The sequence below is a fragment of the Micromonospora sp. NPDC049301 genome (assembly GCF_040678715.1).
Classification (GTDB): Bacteria; Actinomycetota; Actinomycetes; order Mycobacteriales; family Micromonosporaceae; genus Micromonospora.
Genome location: NZ_JBFAQO010000003.1, coordinates 320996 through 342915, shown reverse-complemented (window position 1 = coordinate 342915; position 21920 = coordinate 320996). Strand labels below are relative to the sequence as shown.

Genomic DNA, 21920 nt, shown 5'->3' with positions numbered 1-21920 from the left:
AGCAAGGTGAACGAGAAGCGGTGACGGTCACTGCTCGCAGCCGCCCCATCCACGCTGTGAACGACAGCGTGGGTGGGGCCCGCCGTCGTCGTCCCCGCCGTTGACGGTCACGGCGTCGGACCACGGGCGGTTGCCTGGTTACCGGTCCCGGGTCGGCTTGCCAGTGGCCGAGCGGGGCAACGTCGTGACGATGACGATGTCACGGGGCAGTTCGGCGCGGGTGAGCCGGTGCCGTAGCCACTCGCGGAGGCTCGCCTCAGTCAACGTGCGATCCGTACGCACCTCGACCGTGGCCAGCAGTCGCTGGCCGAACTCCTCGTCGGGTACCGGCCGCAGCACGGCGTCTGCTACGTCGGGGTGGCTGGTGATCACGGCGGCGACGGGGCCGGGGTACACGTTCTGTCCACCGGAGACGATCATTTCGTCGATCCGGCCGTCCAGCAGGAGCCGGCCCACCAGGTCGAGATGGCCGAGGTCACCGGTGGCGAGCCAGGCTCCGCCCGGCTGCCATCCCCTGACCTGTACCTCACCGACGTGGCCGGGTGGGAGGGGCGCGCCCGCGCGGTCGACGACCCGCAGTCGTACGCCTCGCGGTGCCCGGCCGACGGTGCCGGGCGCGGCTCGCAGGTCGGTAGGCGTGGCCATCGCGGCCCAGCCTGCCTCGGTCGTCGCGTACATGTTGAAGACGCGGTCGCCGAAGAGTCCGCGCAGCCGCTCGCCGAGTTCGGCCGGTAGAGGGGCGGCACCGCTGATCACCGCCCGCAGATGGCGGAGCGAAGGGCGATCGGTCGCGGGTAGGTCGCACATGCGCCGCAGCTGGATGGGCAGTGCGACGAGCAACCGGGCGCGGTGCTCCTCAACCGCGTCGAGCATGTCCTGCGGGTCGCGGCCGCTGACCAGCACCACCGGGCCGCCGAGGGTGAGGCCGGCCGAGAGGTACGTCAGCCCGTAGCCGTGGTGCACCGGTGCGGCGACGGCGATCGGTTCCCCAGGGCGGACCGGGGTGAGCCGCAGGTGGGTGACGGCCGGGCCGAGGAGCATGCGCACCGGCAGGGGCCGCGACACGCTGCGAGGGGTGCCGGTGGTGCCGGACGTGAGCACCGACATCCGGCCCTTGCCGCGCCCTCGGGGCTGATACGCAGCCGGGTCGCCAGCCAACAGCGCGGATATCGGCACGGCGGGCACCGGACAGGCCGGCGCGCCCGGCTCGTGCACCAGCGCAACCAGGCGTTCCCGGGTCACCAGGTCGGTTAGCAGGTCGGCGGGCAGGTCCGGGGGAAGCAGCAGCACGTCAGCGCCGGCGCGGGCCAGGCCGGCCGCCGCCGCGACGAAGCCGCGGTGGTCGCGGCAGGCGAGGCCCACCCGGTCACCGGGCTGTACGCCGAGGGTCGCCTGGGCCGCCGCCGCGCACCTGCCGGCGGCGGCGTCGAGTTCCGCGTACGTGGCCGGTCCGTCCTCATCGATCACGGCGACCGCCGTCGGCGACCCGGCGGCCACCGCCGTGGCGAGGGTACGCCCGTGGCGGCGGCCAGCCCGCGCCAACCGCACCAGCCGGCCCGGCCGCAGAAAACCCGCGCCGGCCATGACCCGTACCGGTTCGGTCGCCGCCACCATCTGTAGCCCCGCGGCGAGCGCTCGCTCCACCGCGCGGGGCAGCACGGCCGCCGCCGCCGAGCCGAGCCGGGCCCACCACGGCCACCAGTCGCGCGGGCGCACGACGGCGCGGCACACGATGTCCGCCGCCTCGTCGGCCGACATCGCCGGCGCACGCCGGTAGTGCGCGGTAGGTGCAAGCATCCGGGTACGCACCAGGTTGAGGTAGACGGTGCTGACGGTGACGTCGTCATGCCGCAGCTCCGCGGCGGCGGTGCGCAGCCACGTGTCGAACGCCGCCTTCGAGGCGTGGTACGCCGACCAGTACGGGGCGTTGATGGCGAGTCCGGCCGTCGAGACGTTCACGACGTGCCCACCGCCGGTGGTCCGCATGCCGGACAGCAGCACCAACAGCAGTTGCGCCGGCCCGAGGTAGTTCAGGTTGATCGTGCGTTCGAGATCGTGGACCCGGTCGGCGGTGTCGGCCACCGCACGGCGGATCGACCGCCCGGCATTGTTGACCACGACATCGATCCGGCGGTACCGCGTCCGCAACTCCTCCGCCAGCGCGGCGGCCTCCGCGGGTACGGAGAGGTCAGCGGGGTGGACGTACGCCACGCCACTCTCCGCCACGATCTCGTCCCGAACCTGCTCCAGCCGTGACGTCGTGCGTGCCACAAGCAGTACGACGGCGCCCGCCGCAGCCAGCCGGCGGGCAGTCGCCGCGCCGATCCCCTCGGACGCGCCGGTCACGAGGACCGTACAACCGTCGACCGCCACGCGCAGCCGGTCAAGACTCACCCCACGTCCGGTGACACCGCCAGCTATCCGCACCCCATGCATGAGCCCGCCCATCGCATGATTGTGGCGTCAGCTTGGCGCACGGCTTCTTCGGCCTGATCCTCATGCAGCCATCCGTCGATCTCAGGACGAGCGGAGTTGCTCGCGGAGCCAGGCCCGGTCGGGGTTCACGACAGCCCGATCCCCGAGCACGACGGTCGGCACCGTCTCGTTGCCGCCGGCTATCGCCCGGACGGCGGCAGCACCCGCCGGGTCCTGCCAGATGTCCACCCAGTGCGCCCGCCGAGCGAGCCGGCCACCGATGTACGCCGGCGCGGCGATCGCCGGCTTCTCGTACCAGTCCGCCGAGGACAACTCGGACTTCCTCGGCACAGGTGCCGGGGTGGGCGTCACACCCGACCCGTACGCATCCACTCCCAGCGTGTCCGTGGTCGGGTCCGGCATCTGGACCGGGGACTCCGCCTTCACCGGAGTCGTAGACGCCGCCCTGATCGCGCCGACGGGGAACGATCTCGGCCTCGGTCTCGGGTACGTACCCAACCCACCCTGGGGCACGAACGTCGTCGACCCACTGCCCGCCCTCGACGGCGCCCCGGTGGGCGCAGCGGCCTTCCTGATCCAATCGTTCTTCTGCCAGTTCTGCATCGATGCCATCGAGCACGGCAAGCCCGACTTCTCGCAGATCACTTCATGCGTCAGTGCGCCCGCGCTCATGCCGATCTCAGCGCCGTGGCCGGGGAGAGACGGGCGGCCCGCAGAGCCGGATAGACACCCGCCAGCCCTCCGATGAGGAGGGCAGCGGCGAGCCCCGCGCCGATCGCGGCAGCCGGCACGAGAGTCTGCCAGCCGCGGACCATGGCCATCACGTACGTGACCGTGGCCCCCAGCATGACTCCCGCCGCGCCGCCGCCCGCGCCCAGCAGCAGCGACTCGACCAGGAACTGCGCCGCGATGTGCCTTCGGGTGGCGCCCAGCGCCCGGCGCAGCCCGATCTCGCCGCGCCGTTCCAGGACCGAGATCACCAGCACGTTCGCGATGCCGATGCCGCCGACCAGCAGAGCCACCGCGCCGAGGCCCAGCAGCAGAACGGTGGCTCCGCCGGCGACCGCGAGCCGGGCGGTGAGCGCTTCCGAGGGCCGGCTCACGGCGACCTCCTCGGGGTGGGCCGGGTTGGCCGCCCGCCCGAGCAGGCCGGCCACCTCGTCGGTGCGCTCGGTCTGCGCCCGCACGAAGATCCGGGTCGGTTTGCCGTCGTACCCGAACTGGTCGGCCGCCACCGGCGCGCCAATCAGCGCTGAAGCGTCCAACTCTGGCGCCAGCTCGACCGGCGCCATGATGCCCACCACCGTGTACCAGCGGTGGCCGAGGTAGACCTGCGGGTGCCCGGTGACGCGGCCGATGCCCAGCGACGTGGCGGCGTAGTGGCCGAGCACCACCGCCGGATAACGGGCCGTCGCCGCGTCCAGGAAGCGGCCGTCCACCAGGGTGCCGTCCAGTGTGGCGAGCAGGCCCGGGTCGGCGGTCCGCACGGACAGCCCGCCGGTCCGCCCGGCCGGCACCTGGTCGTTGCGGTAGATCCGCACGTCGAGCATCGCGGTCGCCGCCGAGGTGAGCACCCCATCGGTACGCGCCACCGCTGTGCCCGCGGTCACCGGCAGCTGGGCCTCCTCCCCGCGGATGGTCTTGCCGCTGCCCACGGTGAGCAGGTTGGTGCCGACCCGATCGATGCGGGCGAGTACGTCGGACTGGCTGGACCGGGTGACGCCGAGCACGGCCACCATGGCCGCGATCCCGATCGCCACCCCGAGGATGGACAGCGCCGCCCGTCCGGGCCGCGACCGCAGGCCCACGGTGCTCACCGGCAGCAGGTCGGCGACGCGCAGGCGGGACCTCACGACCCACCCCCGGTGTCTGCGACCACCAGGCCGTCCCGCAACTGGATGCGGCGCCGCATCGCCGCGGCGACCCGCTCGTCGTGCGTGATCACCACGATGGTGACACCGTCGTCGTTGAGCTCGCGCAGCAGTTCGACGATCTCGGCGCCGGTGACGGAGTCGAGGTTGCCGGTGGGTTCGTCGGCGAGCACCACGGCAGGGCGGCCGACCAGCGCGCGGGCGATCGCTACCCGCTGCCGCTCGCCACCGGACAGATGGGCGGCCGGGAAGTCGGCTCGGTGGGCCAGCCCGACCCGCTCGCAGGCGGTGCGGGCGGCCCGCCGGCGTTCGGCGGCCGGTACACCGCGGTAGAGCAGGCCGGTCGCCACGTTCTCGGCCGCACTCAGCCGCTCCAACAGGAAGAACTGTTGAAAGACGATCCCGAGGAGGTGCGCACGCACGCCGGAGAGCTGCCCGTCCCGCAAATTCTCGACCGGGTGGCCGGCGATGCGTACCGAGCCGCCGGACGGGCGGTCCAGACCGGCGGCCAGGTTGAGCAGCGTGGTCTTGCCGGAGCCGGACGGGCCGGCGACGGCGACCAGTTCGCCGCTGTGCACGGTGAGGGTGACGCCGCGCAGCGATTCGACCGGCGGTGTGCCGGGGTAGACCTTGCGCGCATCGATCAGCTCCAGGACGGCGGTCATGGCTGTGCCTCCTTCTGCCATGCCGCCCTGGTCCTCGCCGGTGACGTCGTCGCGCACCGCGGATGGGTGCCGCTCGGCGTGGTCGGTCATGACGCAGGCACCTCCACGGTCTGGCCCGCGGTGAGGCCGCTGACGATCTCCACCTGGCCGGTGCTCTCGTCGAAGCTGCCCGGTTCCACCTGAACCGCGGCCCCGCCGGCCAGACGTACCTGGTAGCCGCCGCCCGGCCGCGCGAGCAGTGCGGCGATCGGGACCAGCAGGACATCGCGGCGGGTGCCGGTGACGATGTCGACCGTCACCGGTGCCTGATCCAGGTCGGAGCCGCGGGGCAGGCCGACCGCGATGGTGAGTGGGACTGTCGCCGTGTCCGGGTTCGCCGGCTGCTGCGGGCCGTTGCCCGAGTCAGCGGAGGGCGCCGTCGCGACCTCGCCGATGCCGGTGACCCGACCGGCGATCGGTTCGGCGTCCGGCAGGGCGACCTCGACATGGTCGCCGGTGTGGACGGTGCTGCGCTGCGCGGTGTCCAGTTGTGCGGTCACCGCCCGGTCCGTCGACGTCCCGCTGAGCACCGTCGTCCCGGGTCCGACGGTGCCGCCGACCCGGACCGGTAGCTGGGTGACGCGCAGCGGGGCGGGCAGGAAGACGATCTCACCCTGGGTGAGCCGTCCGGTGCGTTGGTACGCCGGCCGCCCCCAGGACGCCTCCCAGCGCCGGATGGCCGCCGCCGTGGCGGCGCTGAAGTGTCGGTCCACAGTGATCCGGTGGTACGGGTCGAAGCCCATGGCCACCAGGTTGCGCTCCAGCTGGCGCACGTCGGGGCCGTCGCTCATCCCGGACCGGAAGTCGCGGTATGCAGGAACGCTGCCCAGCAGGAGGCGGACCGGTATGTCGGCGACCCGGTAGAGGACGGCGCCGCGGCCGATCGTGTCGCCCGAGTCGGGCCCCGCGGTGAGCACGCCCGGTGCGCCCTGATGGTCGACGGTGTAGGAGCCCAGGTACCCGAGGACGCCGCCGACCTGGATGCGCTCGGTGAGCGTGCCTTGGGTGACCTCGGCGGTTCCGATGGGCACCGCTGCGGCGGGTGTGTCGGGGGCGTTCCCCTGGGGGCGGGCGGCGTAGGCCACGCCGGCGGCGAGCGGCGCGGCCACCGCGACCGCGAGCACTGCGCCGGTCCCGCGCCGGCGGCTCACTTCTTGCCTCCGCCGTTGTCGTGGATGCGGACATCCCCGCTCCAGATCTGCCTGCACGCCTGGGCTGCTGTGTTCATCTGCTGGGGCGGGACTCCGTTGGCCAGCGGGGTTCCGGTGAGGTCGAATTCGCCGGCGGCGTTCGGGTCGGGGAACTCGGGGATGCCGTGCTCGCGGATGCACTTGGCGTACTCGCCGAGCTTGCGCACGTCCTCGGACGAGAGCTGTGCCCTGGGGCGGAACGCCGTCGGGGGATACCGGTCCTCGATCGACTTGCACGCCTCGATGACCCCCGGATGGTTCCGCAGGTCGCTCTTCCATTCGTACCCGCCCTGGGATGGGAATTGGAGGTATCCCTCCGAGCTGAGGTCGGCGTCCGGCATCCGAGGCAGACCGTGATCGCGCAGGCACTGGACCCACTCCTGGCCGAGGGCGAGGAGCTGCTGGCGGCTGACCGAGGCAGACGCCGACGGACTTGGCGCTCCGGAGGCAGAACCGCGGCGGTCGCATCCGGCAGCCCCGGCCCCGATCGCGAGCAGTGCGGCGAGGAACACTGTGGACGTTGTTCTGGTCATGGCTACACGGTGCTCGCCGCAGCGATTCAACTCGTCGGACCGGAGTCGGTCCTCTGGCCGCCGCCGGTACCGCGGACGCAGCACCTGAGTCGGACGCTGCCGACGCCGTCCGTCCCTACCATAGGAGAGTGCCCCGGTTCGTGCCGCGCCACTTCCTGACCGACGCCGCCCTCGCGCTGGTGCTGATCGTGCTGACCCTGGGGCCCGGGCTGGTGCTGGAATTCGTGGCCAGGACGAACGCGGATGCCGCGGCGGAGTACGTGAAGAAGAGCACTCTTCCGGCGGGCCCCCGGTGGTGGATGTTCGCCGCGCTGATCGTTCTCGGCCTGCTGATCAGACAACACCACCCTCCGCTGGCACTGGTCCTCACCGGGGCCGGGGTGTTCGGCCATCTGTTCAGCGACGCCAAGTTTCAGCTGCTCGGTATGGCACTTCCGCTGGTCCTGTACACCGTGGCCGCGATGGCCCGAAACCGGCGGGTCTCGCTCGCCGTGCTGGCCCTCACCATGCTGCTGACCTACGCGACGATGCTGAGCGGCCGGATCCATGCCGAACAGCAGGAGTTCACGCAGTCCGGCAAGCAGGTCGCGCAAAGGCAGGTCGAGGGGGCGCCGGCCAAGGAAGGGGTCAAGCCGGCGCTGGTCCCGCCTTCGGTGTTCTCGGTCGACAGACTGGTCAATGTCGGCCAGTCGGTCACGGAGCTGTGGCTGCTGCTGGTCGCGGCGTTCGCCGTTGGTGACGCGATGCGCAGCCGACGCGCGCATCTGGCCGCGGTCGAGCAGCGCACCGCCGATCTGGCCCGGGAGGAGCGGCAACGGGCGGCGCTGGCGGTCGCGGCCGAGCGCGCCCGGATCACCCGGGAGCTGCACGACGTGGTGGCGCACGGGATCTCGGTGATGGTGGTGCAGGCGCAGGGTGCGTCCGCCGCGCTCGACCGGCATCCGGACCGCGCCGCCACCGCGCTGCAGCACGTGATCACCACCGGACGGGCTTCCCTGGCCGAGATGCGCCGGCTGCTCGCCGCGGGGCGCACCGACCCGGCCGGCGACGCGCGGCTCACCCCGCTGCCGGGCCTCGGCGGGCTGCCCGCGCTGGTCGGTCAGCTGCGGTCCACCGGAATGCGGATCGAACTGCACGTCGACGGAGTGCCCGCCGCGGTGCCCGCGGCGGTCGACCTGTCCGCGTACCGGATCGTGCAGGAGGCCCTGACGAACACGCTGCAGCACGCGGGCCCGGGCGCCGGCACGGTGCTGCGGCTGGCATTCGAGCCCGGACGGCTCCGGGTGGAGGTGGCCGACGACGGCACGGGCTTGACGGAAGGGGCGGACGGACGCGGCAACGGGTTGCGGGGCATCGCCGAGCGCGTCGCCATGCTGGGGGGCGAACTGGAGACCGGCGCGGCCGACGGCGGCGGATTCCGGCTGTGCGCGACGCTGCCGCTGCAGGCGCGCGAGAGCACACCGGTACAGCGATGAGCATACGAGTCGTGCTGGTCGACGATCAGACGCTGGTGCGCACCGGGTTCCGGCTGGTGCTGGAGGAGACCGGCGACATCGAGGTGATCGGGGAGGCTGCCGATGGGTCACAGGCATTGAACGTGGTGGCCCGCAGCCGGCCCGACGTGGTCCTGATGGACGTGCGGATGCCCGGCCTGAACGGCATCGAGGCGACCCGCCGCATCCGCCTCGGCCCGCACCCGGCCCGCGTGATCATCCTGACCACCTTCGACCTGGACGAGTACGTGCTCGCCGGGCTTCGCGCCGGCGCCAGCGGCTTCCTGCTCAAGGACGCGCTCGCCGCCGACCTGATCTCCGCCGTACGTGTGGTGGCCGCCGGCGAGGCGGTCGCCGCGCCCACCGTCACCCGCCGCCTCTTCGCGCACTACCTCGGCAAGACCCCGCCCCGGCCCGACACGAACGCGCGGCTGGCGGCGCTGACGGAGCGCGAGCGTGAGGTGCTGACCCTGGTCGCCCGGGGGCTGTCGAACGCGGAGATCGCGGCGGCGCTCTTCGTCTCCGAGAGCACGGTCAAGACGCACCTCGGCCGGATCCTGGCGAAGCTGGGGCTGCGGGATCGGGTGCAGGCGGTCATTCTCGGCTACGAGTGCGGCCTGGTGGAGGTCGACAAAGATCGGTAGGCGACACGGCTCTCCTGGCTGAGGCCGTTCCTCGTCCTCGTCATCGCCTTCTGCCGGACACGCTCGTGTCAACCCACGGAGCCGTGACTGGCGGTGCTGACGACCGCCATCATGATCAGGATGCGCCGCCGCCGTCGGGTCAGCAACGCGAAGCAGGCGGTGAGTGCCACCAGATCCAGCTCGGCCCACTCGCCGGTGACGTCGACGTGGATCGGCCTCCCCGGCCGCCCGGGGAGGCGCACCGCGAGCCGGTGTCCGTCGCGTACCAGCTCACCACCGCGGCGACCGGGCGCCCAGCGGGCCACCCCGCCGGGCCCCGGCACGTGCGACCGGCTCGGGTCGAGCCGGACCGCCCCGCCGTGCTCGGCCCGCGCGGTGACCCCGATGCGCCGGCGGTCGGTCGGCTCGACCGTCCAGAGGCCCGCGCCGGTCCGGATCTCGCCGCACCGCCAGGTCCAGCCGGTGGTACGCAGCGAGGCGCGCGGCCCGGCACCGGAGTCGAGGACGAACACGCCGTCCTGCTTGCGTACGGTCAACGCGGTCATCGGTTCAGCCCTTCCGCACGCGGCCGGGACAGGCCGAGGATGAGGACGACGCCGACGCTCAGGTGCAGCAGCGCGAGCGCCGCCTTCGCTCCCCCGCCGACGCCGCTCGGCGGCCCGACCAGCAGTGACAGCAGCAGGACCGCGACCGCGATCGAGGTCCACCAGGCGCGCGCCCGGTTCGTGAGGCGTTCCAGCAACGCGAGCAGTGCCCAGCCGGCCAGTGCCGCGACCGCGGCGGCCACCACGACCGCGGCCACCGTGATCTGTTGGGTCGCGTTTCCGGTGCCGGCCACCAGGTCGACGCCGGACGCCGAGTGCAGGATCGCGAATTCCGCCGTCGCCACCAGGATCGCGCCCGCCGCCACCGCGGCTCGGCGCAGGAGAAGGTTGTTCGTCATGCCCTGAGTCTGTGGACCGGCCCGGGTCGGGCACGTCGGTCCGGACGCCGCGGTGCGTACATCCGTCGGAGTCGCCGCGTACTACCAAAGGAGGTGGTCCGGCCCTCCGCGAGCCCAGTAGCCTGCGCTGGTGGATGCGGCGACGTGCGACGTGGCCCGGCCGCGGGCCTGGCGTTCCGTCCCGGCGGGCGTGACGACAGTGGTGATGGGCGTGCTCATCGCGACCGTGCTGTGGTCCGCCACCCGCTCCGGGTCGACCGCCCTGGTCCGCGCCGATGTGGTGCTGGCGGTGGCCGCCCTGGCCCTCGTCCCGCTGGTCGTCCGCCACCCGGAGGTCGCCGGCTTGCTGGCGGGCCTGCTGGTGGCGCTGTCGCCGGTGGCCACTCCGGTGGCGAGCTTCGCGGTGCTGTTCACCGCCCGCAGCCGGCCGTTCCGGCAGGCCGCGGTGGTGGCGGCGGTCGGCGTGGCGGGCGAGGCGGTGCAGGCGGTGTGGCGGCCGATGCCCAGCCTGCCGTACGGGTGGCGGCTGGTGCTGATGACGGCCGCGTACGCGGCGTTGTTGGGCTGGGGCACCTGGGCGCGGGCCCGGCACGCCCTGCTGGCGGCGCTGCGGGACCGGGCCTGGCGGGCGGAGCAGGAGCAGGAACGCCGGGTCGTCGAGGCCCGGGCGGGCGAGCGCACCCGGATCGCGCGGGAGATGCACGACGTGCTGGCCCACCGGCTGTCGCTGCTGGCGGCGGCCGCCGGCGCGATGGAGTACCGGCCGGACGCGCCACCCGAGCGGCTCAGCGCCGCCGCCGGGGTGATCCGGGTCAGCGCACACCAGGCACTCGACGAGCTCCGCGAGGTCATCACGCTGTTGCGCAGCGACGACGCCGAGGCGCCGGCTGACGCGCCACCCGGGCAGACCCTGGCCGACCTGCCGCGCCTGGTCGAGGAGGCCCGGGCGGCCGGGCAGCACATCGAGGTCGACGACCCGCTCGGCCCGCCGGTCGAGGTTCCGCCGGCGGTCGGCCGCACCGCCTACCGGATCGCGCAGGAGGCGCTGACCAACGCCCGCAAGCACGCCGCCGGGCAGCCGGTACGACTCGCTCTCGGCGGGGCGCCCGGCTCCGGGCTGAGCATCGCGGTGAGCAACCCGACGACACCCGACGGCGGTGCCGCCGGGCACGACGGCGCTGGCCTGATCGGTCTCGCCGAACGGGCCGCCCTCACCGGCGGCCGCGTCGCGCACCACATCGACGCCTCGGGTCGGTTCCACCTCACCGCGTGGCTGCCGTGGCCGACGTGACCGGCCCGGTCCGGGTCGTCATCGTCGACGACGACCCTCTGGTACGGGGAATGCTGACGATGATGCTCGACGGCGCCGACGGGATCGTCGTCGTGGGAGAGGCCGCCGACGGCGGTGCGGCGATCGGCGCGGTGGACCGGCACATGCCCGACGTGGTGCTGATGGACATCCGGATGCCCGGCGTCAACGGCATCACCGCCACCGAGCGCCTGCGCCGCCGCCCCAGGCCACCGGAGATCATCGTGCTCACCACGTTCGACACCGACGAGCACGTCGTGCGGGCCCTGCGGGCGGGGGCCAGCGGCTTCCTGCTCAAGGACACCCCGCCGGAGCGGATCAGCCAGGCCGTCCGCGCCGTCGCCGCCGGCAACCCGATGCTGTCGCCGGGCGTCACGCGCCGCCTCATGCAGCGGGTTGCGTCCGGCGCCGAGTCCTACGAGCACGCGCGTACCCGGCTGGCCCTGCTCACGCCCCGGGAACGTGACGTCGTGCTGGCCATCGCGCAGGGACGCTCCAACGCCGAGATCGCCACCGAGCTGCTGATGAGCGTGACCACCGTGAAGGCCCACGTCTCGCACATCCTGACCAAGCTGGACCTCGACAACCGTACCCAGATCGCCCTGCTCGCCCACGACGGCCGGCTGGCCTGAGTAGGAGGTCAGCGCATTGCGCGGACGCGGTCGGGCGCGATGGTGGGCAGGACCCGCGCCTGGTCTCGGCCCGTAGCCGACTTGGTCAAGCTCCGGGTACGGCGGCGCCATCCGTCGGCCCTCGCCGGGTGACGGGCGTGCTCAGGACGAGCGGAGCTGCTCGCGGAGCCAGGCCCGGTCGGGGTTCACGACAGCCCGATCCCCGAGCACGACGGTCGGCACCGTCTCGTTGCCACCGGCCACCGCCCGGACGGCGGCAGCACCTGCCGGGTCGTGCCAGATGTCCACCCAGTGCGCCCGCCGAGCGAGCCGGCCAAGGGAGAACCGGAGCTGGAGGCAGTAGCGACAGCCGGGGCGCCAGTACACGATCGGCCGGCCGTCCGCCGCGCTGGCCCGCTGCGCCTCGGCGGCGGCCACCGAGCGAGGGAACGCCCACGGTGACAGCAGCAACGCCAGCGCCAAGAAGATCAGCAACTCGACGCCGCCGACGACGGGCAGACCGGCGGCCAGTTGCGCCACCGCCACCAGCACGCCGCACGCCGCCATCAGGATCGTCAGGGTCCACCGCCGCAGCACGCCGGGACCCTACCGCCAGATACGCGGATGCGCCGTCCTCGCTCGCCACCCACGACCCAAAACGTGTCCCGCATCATCGATCAGAGCCCGGCGGTAGCGCGGTCAGCCCCCCGATCGAATGATCGAACACATCCACGGTGCGACCGTGGAGCTGCTGGAGGCGGCCGGCGCCGACGTTGCTGCTGGCCGAGCTGTCCGGCGTCGCCGGTCGGTACGGCGCCGGCAGTCGCGTCGCGGCCACCAACCGACGACCGTACCTAGCCCGCCAGAGCCGAGGCGGCGAGCCCCGGCACGTCGCTCAACTCGCGATCGGCGCGCAGGCGGTACGTGCAGGGCCAGTACGCCTGACAGTCGCGGCAGCGGCGGGGATCGTCATCGCAATAGCAGTGCCTTCCGGCGATCGCCTGCCAGTTCTCCATGCTCGAGTCCATGGGATACAGGTACCCCGGGAATCTCGGTGCTACCCATCCCTGGCCAGGTGCTCACCTCAGACGGTTCATCGGGCCAAGACGACAACGAGCGTGGCAAGGGCCCCGAGCAGCACGGTGACTCCGCCGAACATGACGTACGGCCACCGCTCACGGGAGCGCCGCGGCTGCGGCCGAAGGGGCTGGGTCGGCAGGTTCCATGCGCGCTGTTACACCCTCAGCGCGGCGACCATCACCAAACCTCCCAGTCCTGGGCCAGCCGGCCCACCGGGCCGGCCAGAATCCTCGCAAACCGGGTGAATCGTCTGACAGAGTGGTCTCTGTGCGCAGGAACATGACCGCGAATCATGACGGGCGCGGCGACAGAGAGGGGCGAGGTATGAGCGACGATCAAGTGCTCACCGGGCCGGGTACGCAGAGCCGTCGGGCCCTGCTCACCGGTGCGGGCGCGGTCGGCGCGGCGGCGGTTCTGGCCGCCTGCGGCGGCGACGACTCCGGCGACGGGGCCGGCGCCCCCACCACCGCCGTCAGCCCCACCGCCACGAGCGCCGACGGCGGCGATTTGGCGGCCGGCCAGCCTTTGGCCAAAACCACCGACATCCCGGTCGGTGGCGGCAAGATCTTCGCCAAGGAAGGCGTCGTGGTCACGCAGCCGAATGCGGGCGAATTCAAGGGCTTCAGTTCGATCTGCACCCACCAGAACTGTACGGTTTCGCGCGTCGAGGGCGGCACGATCGACTGCCTCTGCCACGGCAGCAAGTTCTCCATCGTCGACGGCTCGGTCAAGAAGCCCCCGGCCACGCGGCCGCTCCCGCCTAGGGAGATCAAGCTCACCGGCGACCAGATCTCCCTGGCCTGACCCGCGCCGCACATCTCGGCCCTGGACTTCCTGGCACTGTCTGGCGCGGCTGCTCCACCCGCCAGCACACCGTTGACGGAGGCAGTGCCTGGTCACGTATTGCTGGGGAGGTGGGGGCCCGGTGGGGATATCGGTGCGGGGTGCCGTCGTACACGAATGGCGTCGGCGATGGCGATGGCGGCGAGGACTGTGGCGCCAGCGAGGGCGTTGACGAGCGGTGGTAGGAGCAGCATCGGTGGCAGGAGGCAGGCGAGCGCGAGCAGCCCGATGACGCGGCTTCTGGAGATTTGGTCGTACACCAGGTACTGCAGGACGGCCCGACCGGCGAGGAACAGCGCGGTGCCGCCGAGGATGGAGACGGTCGTGGCCGCGCGTGGACGGCCGAGCGGATCGTCGATGACCAGTTGGGCGCCGACCGACGTGACGACGAGACCGGCGATCATGACCAGGTGGGCGTAGGACACCAGGGTGCCGAGCCGGTCGGGGTCGGCTGACGCCTTGATGGCCGGCGCGATGTCTTCTCCGGCCCGGAAAAGGTAGATCCGCCATACCAGTGCCGTGCCGGCGAATGTCACCACGAACGCCAGGGTCTGGTCGGCAGCAAAGCCGCGACCGGTGAGGCTCGATCCGATGGCCAGAATGACTTCGCCGAGGCCGATGACGAACAGTGCCCGGTTGCGGTCGGCCATGTACTCGCCACCGGCCGGCAGCTGTGCACCGGCCAAGGGCCTGAGTCCTGGCAGCGGGTAGCTGAACCGTCGTGCGGCGTAGATGAGGACAACCGCGAGCGTCCACAGCGCCGTACGGACTGCGCCCGAGGCGAAAGCCCCGATAAGCCAGGGCACCCCGGTGGCGGCGTGCCAGATCGCCGCCCGTCCGGCAACGAGTTGCAGCTCCTGGCCGCGCAACAGGACCACGAGGAACAGACTGCGGCCGATCTGGATGGCCAGGTAGGTGACCGCGAAGATCAGGCCGGTTTTGCCGAACGCTTCGGGGACCGCCGCGGAGAGCACGAGGGCACCCACCATGGTGGCGATGACCAGCAGCTGTACCGACAGCCGCCGCGGGTTCAACAGTCCGGTAACCCGCGCGGTGAGGGACCATACCCATCCGATGGCCAGCAGCAGCACCAAGGTCTGGAACGCGCCGGACCAGGTCAGGTTGTTGAGCAGTTGCTGGGCGAGCGCGCGGAGCGCAAAGACGAACACGACATCGAAGAACAGCTCCAGTAAGGACGCTCGCGCGATGTCCTCGAGCTTGCGAAGCAGTCCGCTTGTGCCACTCGTCGTCACCGAGCCCGCCCGTTCCTACCGGTCTTGGACCGGTATTAGCGTATCCGCCCTCTTTCGCTCTATGAGGTCAAGTCCGTAGCCTCCCTCAAGATCGTCTAGTTGGCACGGTTACGGATCACGCGACCACCGATCCGTAACGCATCAACCGGCGCAGGACAGCCGGCAGATGACGCCAAGGCTGCGCAGCTTTGGCGGCGTGCTCGGCCCACCGGCGGTCAGCCGGTCAGCCAGATCGAGGCCTGTTTGATGTACGCGAGCTGTGCGGCGAAGGCGACCAGTGCCACCGCCACCCCGAGCGCGATCGCCAGCGCGGGGGATCCGCCCAGCACCCCGGTCAGCAGGGCGGCGCCCAGGCCGATCAGCAGTGCGTTGACCGCGCCGACCATCGCTGCCGTGGTGAGCAGCAGTTGCCAGCGAGCCGGCCTGGTGCCCACCGCCGCCGAGATTGCCTGCACGTCGCCCCCACCGGTGACCGCGTCGGCGAAGAAGTCGTGCTCACCGGCGAGCTGGCGGTGGTAGTAGGCGCGGATGCGCTGGATGCGCTTGAGGCTCAGCGAGTTCTCCACCATGTTTTGAACTAACCGGCCGAAGGTGAGCAGACCAGTGATCACCAGGGTCGGCAGCACCGCGCCGAGGTACGGCTTGATCAGGTGGCCGCTGCTGGAGACGAAGCCGAGCCCGATCAGCGAGGCGGAGAGCAGTGACAGGAATATGGTCGCCCGCCCAACGGATTCGGTGATCGTGGCGCTGCGGGAGGTCTGGAGCACGAAATGCTCCGTGGTTAGGGCGGTGAGCAGCCCCTGCTCGCGCGTATCCTCGTCCATGCCGCACCTCCGGTGCTGGTGGCACGCCGCGAACTACTGGGAACTGGCAGCAGCAGTGCCAACGGTCGGTATGCGGCCACACAGGGCGCCTCCACCGCTGCTTGTGGCTTTTGTCATCTGCCGGTATGGCCTGCCGGCGTTGGGGTCCGGGTTTCGGCTGCCGCCTTGATGAGCTGTGCCGCTTCGTCGGGGTGAGAAACCATCGGGACGTGGCTGGCAGGGACTTCGATGGTGGTCGCGCCCATGCGGCTGGCGAACATATGCTGCGCGTCCGGCGGGATCGCCTGGTCCTGTGTGGCGATCAGGTACCAGGACGGCAGCGATTTCCAGGCCGGCACGCCCATCGCATCGTTGAAGGCTGAGCCGGCAATTGGCTGCTGTACGGCGTGCATCACCTTGGCCCGGACCGGGTCGACGTCGGCCGCGAAGTGCTGGACGAAGTCGTCCTGCGACTGCCACATGAAGCCCTGCTTGTCGGTGAACAGGTGCGCCAGCGCCGGCGGTGTGGGTCCCTGCGACAGCAGAGCGCTGAGCGACTCCCCCTGGTCGAGCCCAAAGGCCGCGATGTACACCAGCCCGGCCACGTTCGGCGCGTCGGTGCCGAGGGCGGTCATGATCTGGCCGCCGTAGGAGTGCCCGACCACGATCGTCGGGCCGTCCTGCAAGTTCAGGACTTGGCGTAGCCGGGCGACATCATCGGCCGTCGAGGTCAAGGGGAACTGCGGGGCCGTCACCTGGTAGCCATCGGCCTGTAGGCGCTCGATAACGCCGCTCCAACAGGAGCCGTCGGCCCATGCGCCGTGGACGAGGACGATGTTGGGTCGGCCATTCATGGTGGGTTCCTTCACTACTGGGTTGAGTGGTCGTTTCTGCCGATGCTGGCCTGCGGGCGACGGCTGATATCCGCACGTTGACTGTGCCCGCCGCCCTGATCAGGTGCAGTCAAGTTGCGAGTACCAAATCGGCCTGGGCGTAAACGTGCTCGGCCGGCCCGGGCGGGCGGGCGAGTGCCGTTACAGGTCGGCGGCATTCGTCCGTAGCAGCAGGCGGTTCGTCACCACGACACGATGTGTCGTGACCCGCACGGCCCCGACACGTACCAGGCGCGCCAGAGCGCGGTTGACGGTCACCCTGCTCAGTCCCAGCGTTCGGGCCAGGTCGTCCTGGGAACCGCGCCACTCCCCGGCGCCACCTCGGGAAAGCGCATCCAGCAACGCGGCGACCCGCGCCACCCCGGACAGCGTCGTGGCCTGGGTCAGACGGGTCTGTGCCGTCTGAACGTCGTGTGCCAACGCGGCCAGCACGTGGTTGCGCATCACCTCGTGCTTGTCGATCAACCGCAGGAAAGGCTGGCGGGGCAGCAGCATCGCCACGACCGAGGTGGCCGCGATCAGCCGTGTCGGTGCCGGCCCACCGGCCAGTACCGCAACCTTGTCCACCAGGGCCGGGGCCTGCCAGCGTTGTGGCCACACCTCGGCTCCAGCCCGGCTGGTGTGCGCGGCCACCATGGTGCCCGCCAGCAGCAGCACCACGCCGGTGGCCGGCTCGCCATGGTGCCGGGCCACCGAGCCCGCGCTCAGGCGTAGCGGCTGGCTGTGCCGGACGATGTCGTCGATCGCAGCGCCAGGAAGCGTCCGCAGTGCGGGGATGGAGGTCAGCGGGGTCATGTATCAAGTGATACAGCGACGTCGCCGGTCGCGCCCGTAGCCTCCCGACTATGTGGATCATTGAGTTGGCTTTCACTGATGCGCCAGAGCGGCTGAACGCGCGTGCGGCGCACCGGCAGCACCTGGCCGCGCTGCACGATTCCGGCGTGGTACGCATGGCCGGACCGTTCGCCGACGACAGCGGGGGGCTGATCGTCCTGGACGTCGCGGGTCGCGATCAGGTCGAGGAGGTGATGTCGGCCGACCCGTATTTCACAACTGAGGGAGTTGTCGTACGGCGAGTTGAACGCTGGCAGCCGTTTCTGGCCTGATCCGCGTCCCTTCATCCCTGGGTAACCGGGCAGCAGAACAAGTGCACCGCCGTTCGCCGGGCACCTTCACCCACTGTTGCGGGAACTGTCGTAGCCGGCTTTTAGGCTGGCGTCGTGAGCATGAACGGCAACTGGCTGCGCGTTTCCCCGGACGACCTGGAACTTGCCAGGACCGACCTCGGCTGGGCCTACAAAATCGCGATGGCAGGACGGGACGACAACTCCGGACGCTGGACCGCCACCGACAAGGCATGGAACGGGCTCGACTTCCTACTCGACCGGCTCGGCTTCGGGATTCCGCTGGTCCTTGGAGCGCAGAGCTTCGTGGAGTTGCCAGACGTCGAACCCGACAGCGAGGAGATGTTCGACTTCCTCGAAGACCTCGAGGACGACTGGGGCTACGGGCCGCCCTCCTATCTGACACCGGTCCAAGTAGCGGCTGCTGCCTCGCGGCTGGCCGCGCTCACCGAAGACGATCTCATCCGCGGTGTCGACCCGCAGGAGTTGAACCGCGCCGAGGTTTACCCCGGCACCTGGGAAAGACCCGGCGAGCTGGCGTGGGTGACCCACTATCTGCCAGACGTCCGAAGCTTCTTCGCCGCAGCCGCCAAAGATGGCGAGGCAGTGATCTGCTGGCTTGACTGAGCGGCGGCTCAGCCTCCCGAGCGCTCCAAGTCGTACCGTGTCGGCGAGCGGGAAACGGTCGGGCAACGATGCGACATCGCCGCTGCCGACGCGCTGGCGAGCTACTCGGCTCGCCAGCGCGTCGTGCGGGCTTACGCCCACTTGCCTGATGACGATGGGTGTTACTTCTCGTCCCTGCCGGGACTCCGGCTGATGGACTCCTGATAGACGTCCGCGTAGGTGCGCGAGTCCTTGACCAGGTCGTCGCAGAAGGCGGCGACGTCGTTGCCGATGAGTTCCAGAACCCCCTTGCCGGCCGCGGCGCCCTCCTCGAAGAAGTCGACGATCCCGGGGAGCAGGGGCCCGTCAGGCAGGTCGATCGGTCCGACCTTGAACAGGTACCTCTGCATCTCCTTGTAGACGATCTGGTAGTCCGGCGGGAGCGCCTTGACCCGGGCCACGTGCGCTCGCCACTGCCTCTTGCCCTCGATGATGTCTTGGATGCCCACGTCAGCCTCCTAGCCGGCCCAGTTTCCTTGCGACGTTCCTGTTCAACTGCTCGCGCCACCGGTCGCGATAGGTCCGGGCTCCCTCTCCGCCGGCCAACGCCGAACAGAAGCCTGGGATGTCGTCGCCGAGCACCTCGTGGATGCTCTGCCCGTCCGCCGATGCTTCTTCGAGCAGCCCCAGTGCGGCGTCGAGGATCGGCATCAGGTTGCGACCTGTGAAGCCCCCGTAGGGGAAGAGGTGGCCCTTGATCTGTTCCCACGCCGCCTGGTAGTCGGCCGGCAATGCCTCTGCCCGGGCTTCGATCGCCTTCCATTCCCTGGTGAGGTCGCTGCCTGTGATGGTCTCCCAGAAGCTCATCTCCCACCCTCCTTGAGCCTGTCGATGCGTGATGAGACGTACTGCCATTTCGCCCAGAACCTCGCGAGCTCCTCGCGCCCGGCGTCGTTGAGCGCGTAGAACTTGCGCGGCGGGCCCACCTCGGAAGGTCGTTTCGTCACCTGGACGAGTCCGTTCCTCTCCAGTCGCAGCAGGATGGTGTACACGGTCCCCTCGACGACGTCGGCGAAGCCGAGCTCGTTCAGCTGACGCGTGATCGCGTACCCGTAGGTCTCCTCACCGCCGATGATCTCGAGCACGCAGCCCTCGAGCGTGCCCTTCAGCATCTCCGTCAGGTCGTCCATCGCGGCTCCTCTTCGACCCCTGGTACCTCGTACTACCGGGTACCGCTATACAGTAACACCGAGTACCGCTATGCGGTAGTGCGAGGTAGCTCATCGGAGAGTTCCTCGCTCTGGATCTTCGCCAGGTGCGCTTCGCCCGTCACTGTGGCGGGATCAGCGATCTCCTGCCGAGTGCTCCCGCCGCCGAAGGCGTTGACGCCACAGACACGACCGGGGCTGCTTGAGTGGGTTCAGACAGCGACCTCGGCGCTGAGGACGATGGTGCGCTCCTCGGGCAGGTGCAGAAACTCGGCGTGGCTGGCGGCGTTGTGGGCGAGGGCGATGAACAGGCGTTTGCGCCAGATGGCCATGCCGGGCCGGCGGGTGCAGCGCAGCGTGATCCTGGAGACGAAGTACGAGACCTGGTTGGGGTCGAGGTTGATTCCTTCGGCGAGGGGGTGGGGGGCGGCGCGGCGCAGTACCTCGGGGAAGTCTGTGGGGTCCTGGAAGCCGAAAAGGGCGTCGATGTGGATGATGCCGTCGTTCGGGTCGCCGAGGTCGTCGATGGTGAGGCGCTGGTCCCAGGGGATGTGCGGGACGTTTGCCGTGCGGCCCGTAATGATCACGATTCTTTCGTGCCGGACGTGGTAGTGCGCGACGTTCGCTCGCAGTGCCAGAGGCGTGGTCTCCTTGTTCGGGTGAGGAAACACCGCGGTGCCCGGCACCCAGGGGACCTTCGTGGCGTGCAGGGTGTCGATGAAATCGGGAAGAGGTCCTTCCCGTTCGATCCGCCGGGCGGTGACCAGTTGGGCTCCGCGTCGCCACGTCAGCAGGACCGTGAACAGGATGATCGCGATGAGCAGCGTCAGCCAACCGCCGTGGGTGACCTTGACGAGGTTCGCCGTGAAGAAGGTCAGCTCGAGGCTGCCGAAGACGAGCCCGAACAGCACCAGCCGCCAGGTGGCCCAGCGCCACCGCGCTCGGGCGACGATGAGGAACAGGGTCGTGGTGATCAGGAACGTGCCGGTGACCGCCACCCCGTAGGCGGCGGCAAGGTTCGTGGACGAGCCGAACGCGAACACCACTACCAGGACCGCCGCGAACAGGCTCCAGTTCACCCCTGCGGCGTAGATCTGGCCGTACTGGTGGCGTGAGGTCTGCCGGATGCGCAGGTGCGGCAGGAAGCCCAGCCGCATGGCCTCCCGGGACACCGAGAACGCTCCAGAGATCACCGACTGGGACGCGATGACGGTGGCCACGGTGGCCAGGACGACCATCGGCAGCTGCGCCCAGCCTGGCAGCAGCAGAAAGAATGGATTCTCCCGGCTCTCCGGTGTCCGGACGATCAGTGCGCCTTGGCCGAGGTAGTTCAGCGTCAGGGCGGGGAAGACGATCCCGAACCAGGCCCGGCGGATCGGAGCGCGACCGAAGTGCCCCATGTCTGCGTAGAGCGCTTCGGCGCCGGTGATCGCCAGCACCACCGCGCCCATCGCGATAAACGCGATCACCGGGTGGTCGACGACGAACAGGGCCGCGTACGTCGGTGACAGCCCGGCCAGAACGGCCGGGTGATGTATCACCTCGGCAGCGCCGGCGACGCCCAGGCAGGTGAACCAGAGCAGCATGATCGGCCCGAACACGGCCCCGACCCGTCCGGTGCCCCAGCGCTGGATGGCAAACAGCAGGGTGAGGATCACCGCCGACGCCGGCAGCACGACCACCTCCCACGTCGGGGATATCACCTCCAGCCCTTCCACCGCCGACAACACCGAGATCGCCGGGGTGATCACACTGTCGCCGTAGAACAGGGCCGCGCCGAGCGCCCCAAGCGCCAGCACCGAGGCCGCGCGCTTCTCACTGAGCCTGAGCAGCGCCCCCCGGGCGAGGGCGGCCAAGGCCATCACTCCGCCCTCGCCCTCGTTGTCGGCCCGCAGGATGAAAATGACGTACTTGACCGACACGATCAGGATGATCGACCAGAAGACCCACGAGATCACACCGAACACGTCGGGAGCGTCCGGGGTCAGGCCCCGGTCGAGGGTGAACACCGTCTTCAGCGCATAGAGCGGGCTCGTACCAATGTCGCCGTACACCACCCCCAACGCGCCCAGCAGCAACGCGATCCGCGCCGTACGGTGCCCGGCCAGCGATGTCGGAGAGGTCGTCTTACCATCCCCCGCCGCCCTGTCGCCGCCTACCGCAGGCTGCTCACCATCCGCACGCTCCGCCACCCCACAGGCATACCAACCCAGACGCCTCGTCCTACCATTACTCCGAACTTTGGTTACGGTGGCGCCAGCTACCCCGACTTCCGACTCGCCGCCGGGACCGCTGCCGTGATCGCAACCTCGCGGGGGTGACCTGCGGCGGCGGTCACCGCCCGCCGCGGAGCACGCCCAGCAGGGTCAGCCGCTG

At 70.6% G+C, this 21920-nt stretch carries 25 protein-coding genes; 7 read left to right on the top strand and 18 right to left on the bottom strand.

The window, feature by feature from the left end; all coding sequences use genetic code 11:
• Positions 1-138 precede the first annotated feature (138 nt).
• From AB0K07_RS11485 to AB0K07_RS11460, 6 genes are all read right to left on the bottom strand, one after another.
• Positions 139-2346 carry an SDR family NAD(P)-dependent oxidoreductase gene (locus tag AB0K07_RS11485; protein ID WP_363753530.1) on the bottom strand — a complete coding sequence of 736 codons (2208 nt, stop codon included), beginning with the start codon at positions 2344-2346 and terminating at the stop codon, positions 139-141.
• A 171-nt stretch (positions 2347-2517) separates the two neighbouring features.
• On the bottom strand, positions 2518-2766 hold the full coding sequence (locus tag AB0K07_RS11480) for a hypothetical protein (RefSeq protein ID WP_363753527.1): 249 nt from the start codon (positions 2764-2766) through the stop codon (positions 2518-2520).
• A gap of 338 nt (positions 2767-3104) precedes the next feature.
• Positions 3105-4289 (bottom strand): FtsX-like permease family protein, encoded by a 1185-nt coding sequence (locus tag AB0K07_RS11475; RefSeq protein ID WP_363753525.1) that lies wholly within the window; start codon positions 4287-4289, stop codon positions 3105-3107.
• Positions 4286-4972, bottom strand: coding sequence for an ABC transporter ATP-binding protein (locus AB0K07_RS11470; protein WP_363754304.1), 687 nt, complete (start codon positions 4970-4972; stop codon positions 4286-4288). Before AB0K07_RS11470 ends, AB0K07_RS11475 begins: the two co-directional genes overlap by 4 nt.
• Positions 4973-5058: 86 nt before the next feature.
• The gene (locus tag AB0K07_RS11465; RefSeq protein WP_363753522.1) at positions 5059-6162 is read right to left on the bottom strand and encodes a peptidoglycan-binding protein; all 1104 of its coding nucleotides are present in this window, start codon (positions 6160-6162) and stop codon (positions 5059-5061) included.
• Entirely contained in the window at positions 6159-6734 is a 576-nt protein-coding gene (locus AB0K07_RS11460) for a hypothetical protein (RefSeq protein ID WP_363753519.1), read from the bottom strand. Before AB0K07_RS11460 ends, AB0K07_RS11465 begins: the two co-directional genes overlap by 4 nt.
• A gap of 128 nt (positions 6735-6862) precedes the next feature.
• On the opposite strand from AB0K07_RS11460, the gene AB0K07_RS11455 reads away from it, so the two are divergent.
• Together AB0K07_RS11455 and AB0K07_RS11450 are read left to right on the top strand one after the other, a co-directional pair.
• Positions 6863-8209 carry a histidine kinase gene (locus AB0K07_RS11455; protein ID WP_363753516.1) on the top strand — a complete coding sequence of 449 codons (1347 nt, stop codon included), beginning with the start codon at positions 6863-6865 and terminating at the stop codon, positions 8207-8209.
• Positions 8206-8871: a response regulator transcription factor gene (locus AB0K07_RS11450; RefSeq protein WP_363753513.1), complete on the top strand. Its 666-nt coding sequence runs from the start codon at positions 8206-8208 to the stop codon at positions 8869-8871. Before AB0K07_RS11455 ends, AB0K07_RS11450 begins: the two co-directional genes overlap by 4 nt.
• Positions 8872-8939: 68 nt before the next feature.
• On the opposite strand, the gene AB0K07_RS11445 is transcribed toward AB0K07_RS11450, so the two are convergent.
• Positions 8940-9416, bottom strand: coding sequence for a hypothetical protein (locus AB0K07_RS11445; RefSeq protein WP_363753510.1), 477 nt, complete (start codon positions 9414-9416; stop codon positions 8940-8942).
• Positions 9413-9814 (bottom strand): DUF6069 family protein, encoded by a 402-nt coding sequence (locus tag AB0K07_RS11440; protein ID WP_363753508.1) that lies wholly within the window; start codon positions 9812-9814, stop codon positions 9413-9415. Before AB0K07_RS11440 ends, AB0K07_RS11445 begins: the two co-directional genes overlap by 4 nt.
• Before the next feature lie 130 nt (positions 9815-9944).
• Here AB0K07_RS11440 and AB0K07_RS11435 point away from each other — a divergent pair, with 130 nt between their 5' ends.
• The gene (locus AB0K07_RS11435; protein WP_363753506.1) at positions 9945-11105 is read left to right on the top strand and encodes a histidine kinase; all 1161 of its coding nucleotides are present in this window, start codon (positions 9945-9947) and stop codon (positions 11103-11105) included.
• Complete coding sequence (locus AB0K07_RS11430; RefSeq protein WP_363754301.1) at positions 11093-11755, top strand: response regulator transcription factor; 663 nt, start codon at positions 11093-11095, stop codon at positions 11753-11755. Before AB0K07_RS11435 ends, AB0K07_RS11430 begins: the two co-directional genes overlap by 13 nt.
• Positions 11756-11896: 141 nt before the next feature.
• On the opposite strand, the gene AB0K07_RS11425 is transcribed toward AB0K07_RS11430, so the two are convergent.
• The gene (locus tag AB0K07_RS11425) at positions 11897-12331 is read right to left on the bottom strand and encodes a glutaredoxin domain-containing protein (RefSeq protein WP_363753504.1); all 435 of its coding nucleotides are present in this window, start codon (positions 12329-12331) and stop codon (positions 11897-11899) included.
• A gap of 257 nt (positions 12332-12588) precedes the next feature.
• The gene (locus tag AB0K07_RS11420) at positions 12589-12750 is read right to left on the bottom strand and encodes a hypothetical protein (protein ID WP_363753502.1); all 162 of its coding nucleotides are present in this window, start codon (positions 12748-12750) and stop codon (positions 12589-12591) included.
• 388 nt (positions 12751-13138) lie between these two features.
• Here AB0K07_RS11420 and AB0K07_RS11415 point away from each other — a divergent pair, with 388 nt between their 5' ends.
• On the top strand, positions 13139-13618 hold the full coding sequence (locus AB0K07_RS11415) for a Rieske (2Fe-2S) protein (RefSeq protein WP_363753500.1): 480 nt from the start codon (positions 13139-13141) through the stop codon (positions 13616-13618).
• A gap of 92 nt (positions 13619-13710) precedes the next feature.
• Here AB0K07_RS11415 and AB0K07_RS11410 read toward each other — a convergent pair whose 3' ends face one another.
• The 4 genes from AB0K07_RS11410 to AB0K07_RS11395 all read right to left on the bottom strand — a co-directional run bounded on the left by AB0K07_RS11410 (position 13711) and on the right by AB0K07_RS11395 (position 17401).
• Positions 13711-14910 (bottom strand): low temperature requirement protein A, encoded by a 1200-nt coding sequence (locus AB0K07_RS11410; RefSeq protein ID WP_363753498.1) that lies wholly within the window; start codon positions 14908-14910, stop codon positions 13711-13713.
• Between the two features lie 215 nt (positions 14911-15125).
• Positions 15126-15734 (bottom strand): hypothetical protein, encoded by a 609-nt coding sequence (locus AB0K07_RS11405; protein WP_363753496.1) that lies wholly within the window; start codon positions 15732-15734, stop codon positions 15126-15128.
• Positions 15735-15847: 113 nt separating this feature from the next.
• Positions 15848-16567 carry an alpha/beta hydrolase gene (locus AB0K07_RS11400; RefSeq protein WP_363753494.1) on the bottom strand — a complete coding sequence of 240 codons (720 nt, stop codon included), beginning with the start codon at positions 16565-16567 and terminating at the stop codon, positions 15848-15850.
• A gap of 180 nt (positions 16568-16747) precedes the next feature.
• Positions 16748-17401 carry a Crp/Fnr family transcriptional regulator gene (locus AB0K07_RS11395; RefSeq protein WP_363753492.1) on the bottom strand — a complete coding sequence of 218 codons (654 nt, stop codon included), beginning with the start codon at positions 17399-17401 and terminating at the stop codon, positions 16748-16750.
• A gap of 50 nt (positions 17402-17451) precedes the next feature.
• Here AB0K07_RS11395 and AB0K07_RS11390 point away from each other — a divergent pair, with 50 nt between their 5' ends.
• Together AB0K07_RS11390 and AB0K07_RS11385 are read left to right on the top strand one after the other, a co-directional pair.
• Positions 17452-17712 carry a YciI family protein gene (locus AB0K07_RS11390; RefSeq protein WP_363753489.1) on the top strand — a complete coding sequence of 87 codons (261 nt, stop codon included), beginning with the start codon at positions 17452-17454 and terminating at the stop codon, positions 17710-17712.
• A gap of 120 nt (positions 17713-17832) precedes the next feature.
• Complete coding sequence (locus AB0K07_RS11385) at positions 17833-18357, top strand: DUF1877 family protein (protein WP_363754298.1); 525 nt, start codon at positions 17833-17835, stop codon at positions 18355-18357.
• 161 nt (positions 18358-18518) lie between these two features.
• Here the strand turns inward: AB0K07_RS11385 and AB0K07_RS11380 are convergent, their stop codons facing one another.
• The 4 genes from AB0K07_RS11380 to AB0K07_RS11365 all read right to left on the bottom strand — a co-directional run bounded on the left by AB0K07_RS11380 (position 18519) and on the right by AB0K07_RS11365 (position 21736).
• Entirely contained in the window at positions 18519-18845 is a 327-nt protein-coding gene (locus AB0K07_RS11380; protein ID WP_363753487.1) for a DUF1048 domain-containing protein, read from the bottom strand.
• A 1-nt stretch (position 18846) separates the two neighbouring features.
• Complete coding sequence (locus AB0K07_RS11375) at positions 18847-19203, bottom strand: DUF1048 domain-containing protein (protein WP_363753484.1); 357 nt, start codon at positions 19201-19203, stop codon at positions 18847-18849.
• Positions 19200-19526, bottom strand: coding sequence for a PadR family transcriptional regulator (locus tag AB0K07_RS11370; protein WP_363753482.1), 327 nt, complete (start codon positions 19524-19526; stop codon positions 19200-19202). Before AB0K07_RS11370 ends, AB0K07_RS11375 begins: the two co-directional genes overlap by 4 nt.
• A 230-nt stretch (positions 19527-19756) precedes the next feature.
• Positions 19757-21736, bottom strand: coding sequence for a potassium transporter Kup (locus AB0K07_RS11365; RefSeq protein ID WP_363753480.1), 1980 nt, complete (start codon positions 21734-21736; stop codon positions 19757-19759).
• Positions 21737-21920: the final 184 nt, after the last annotated feature.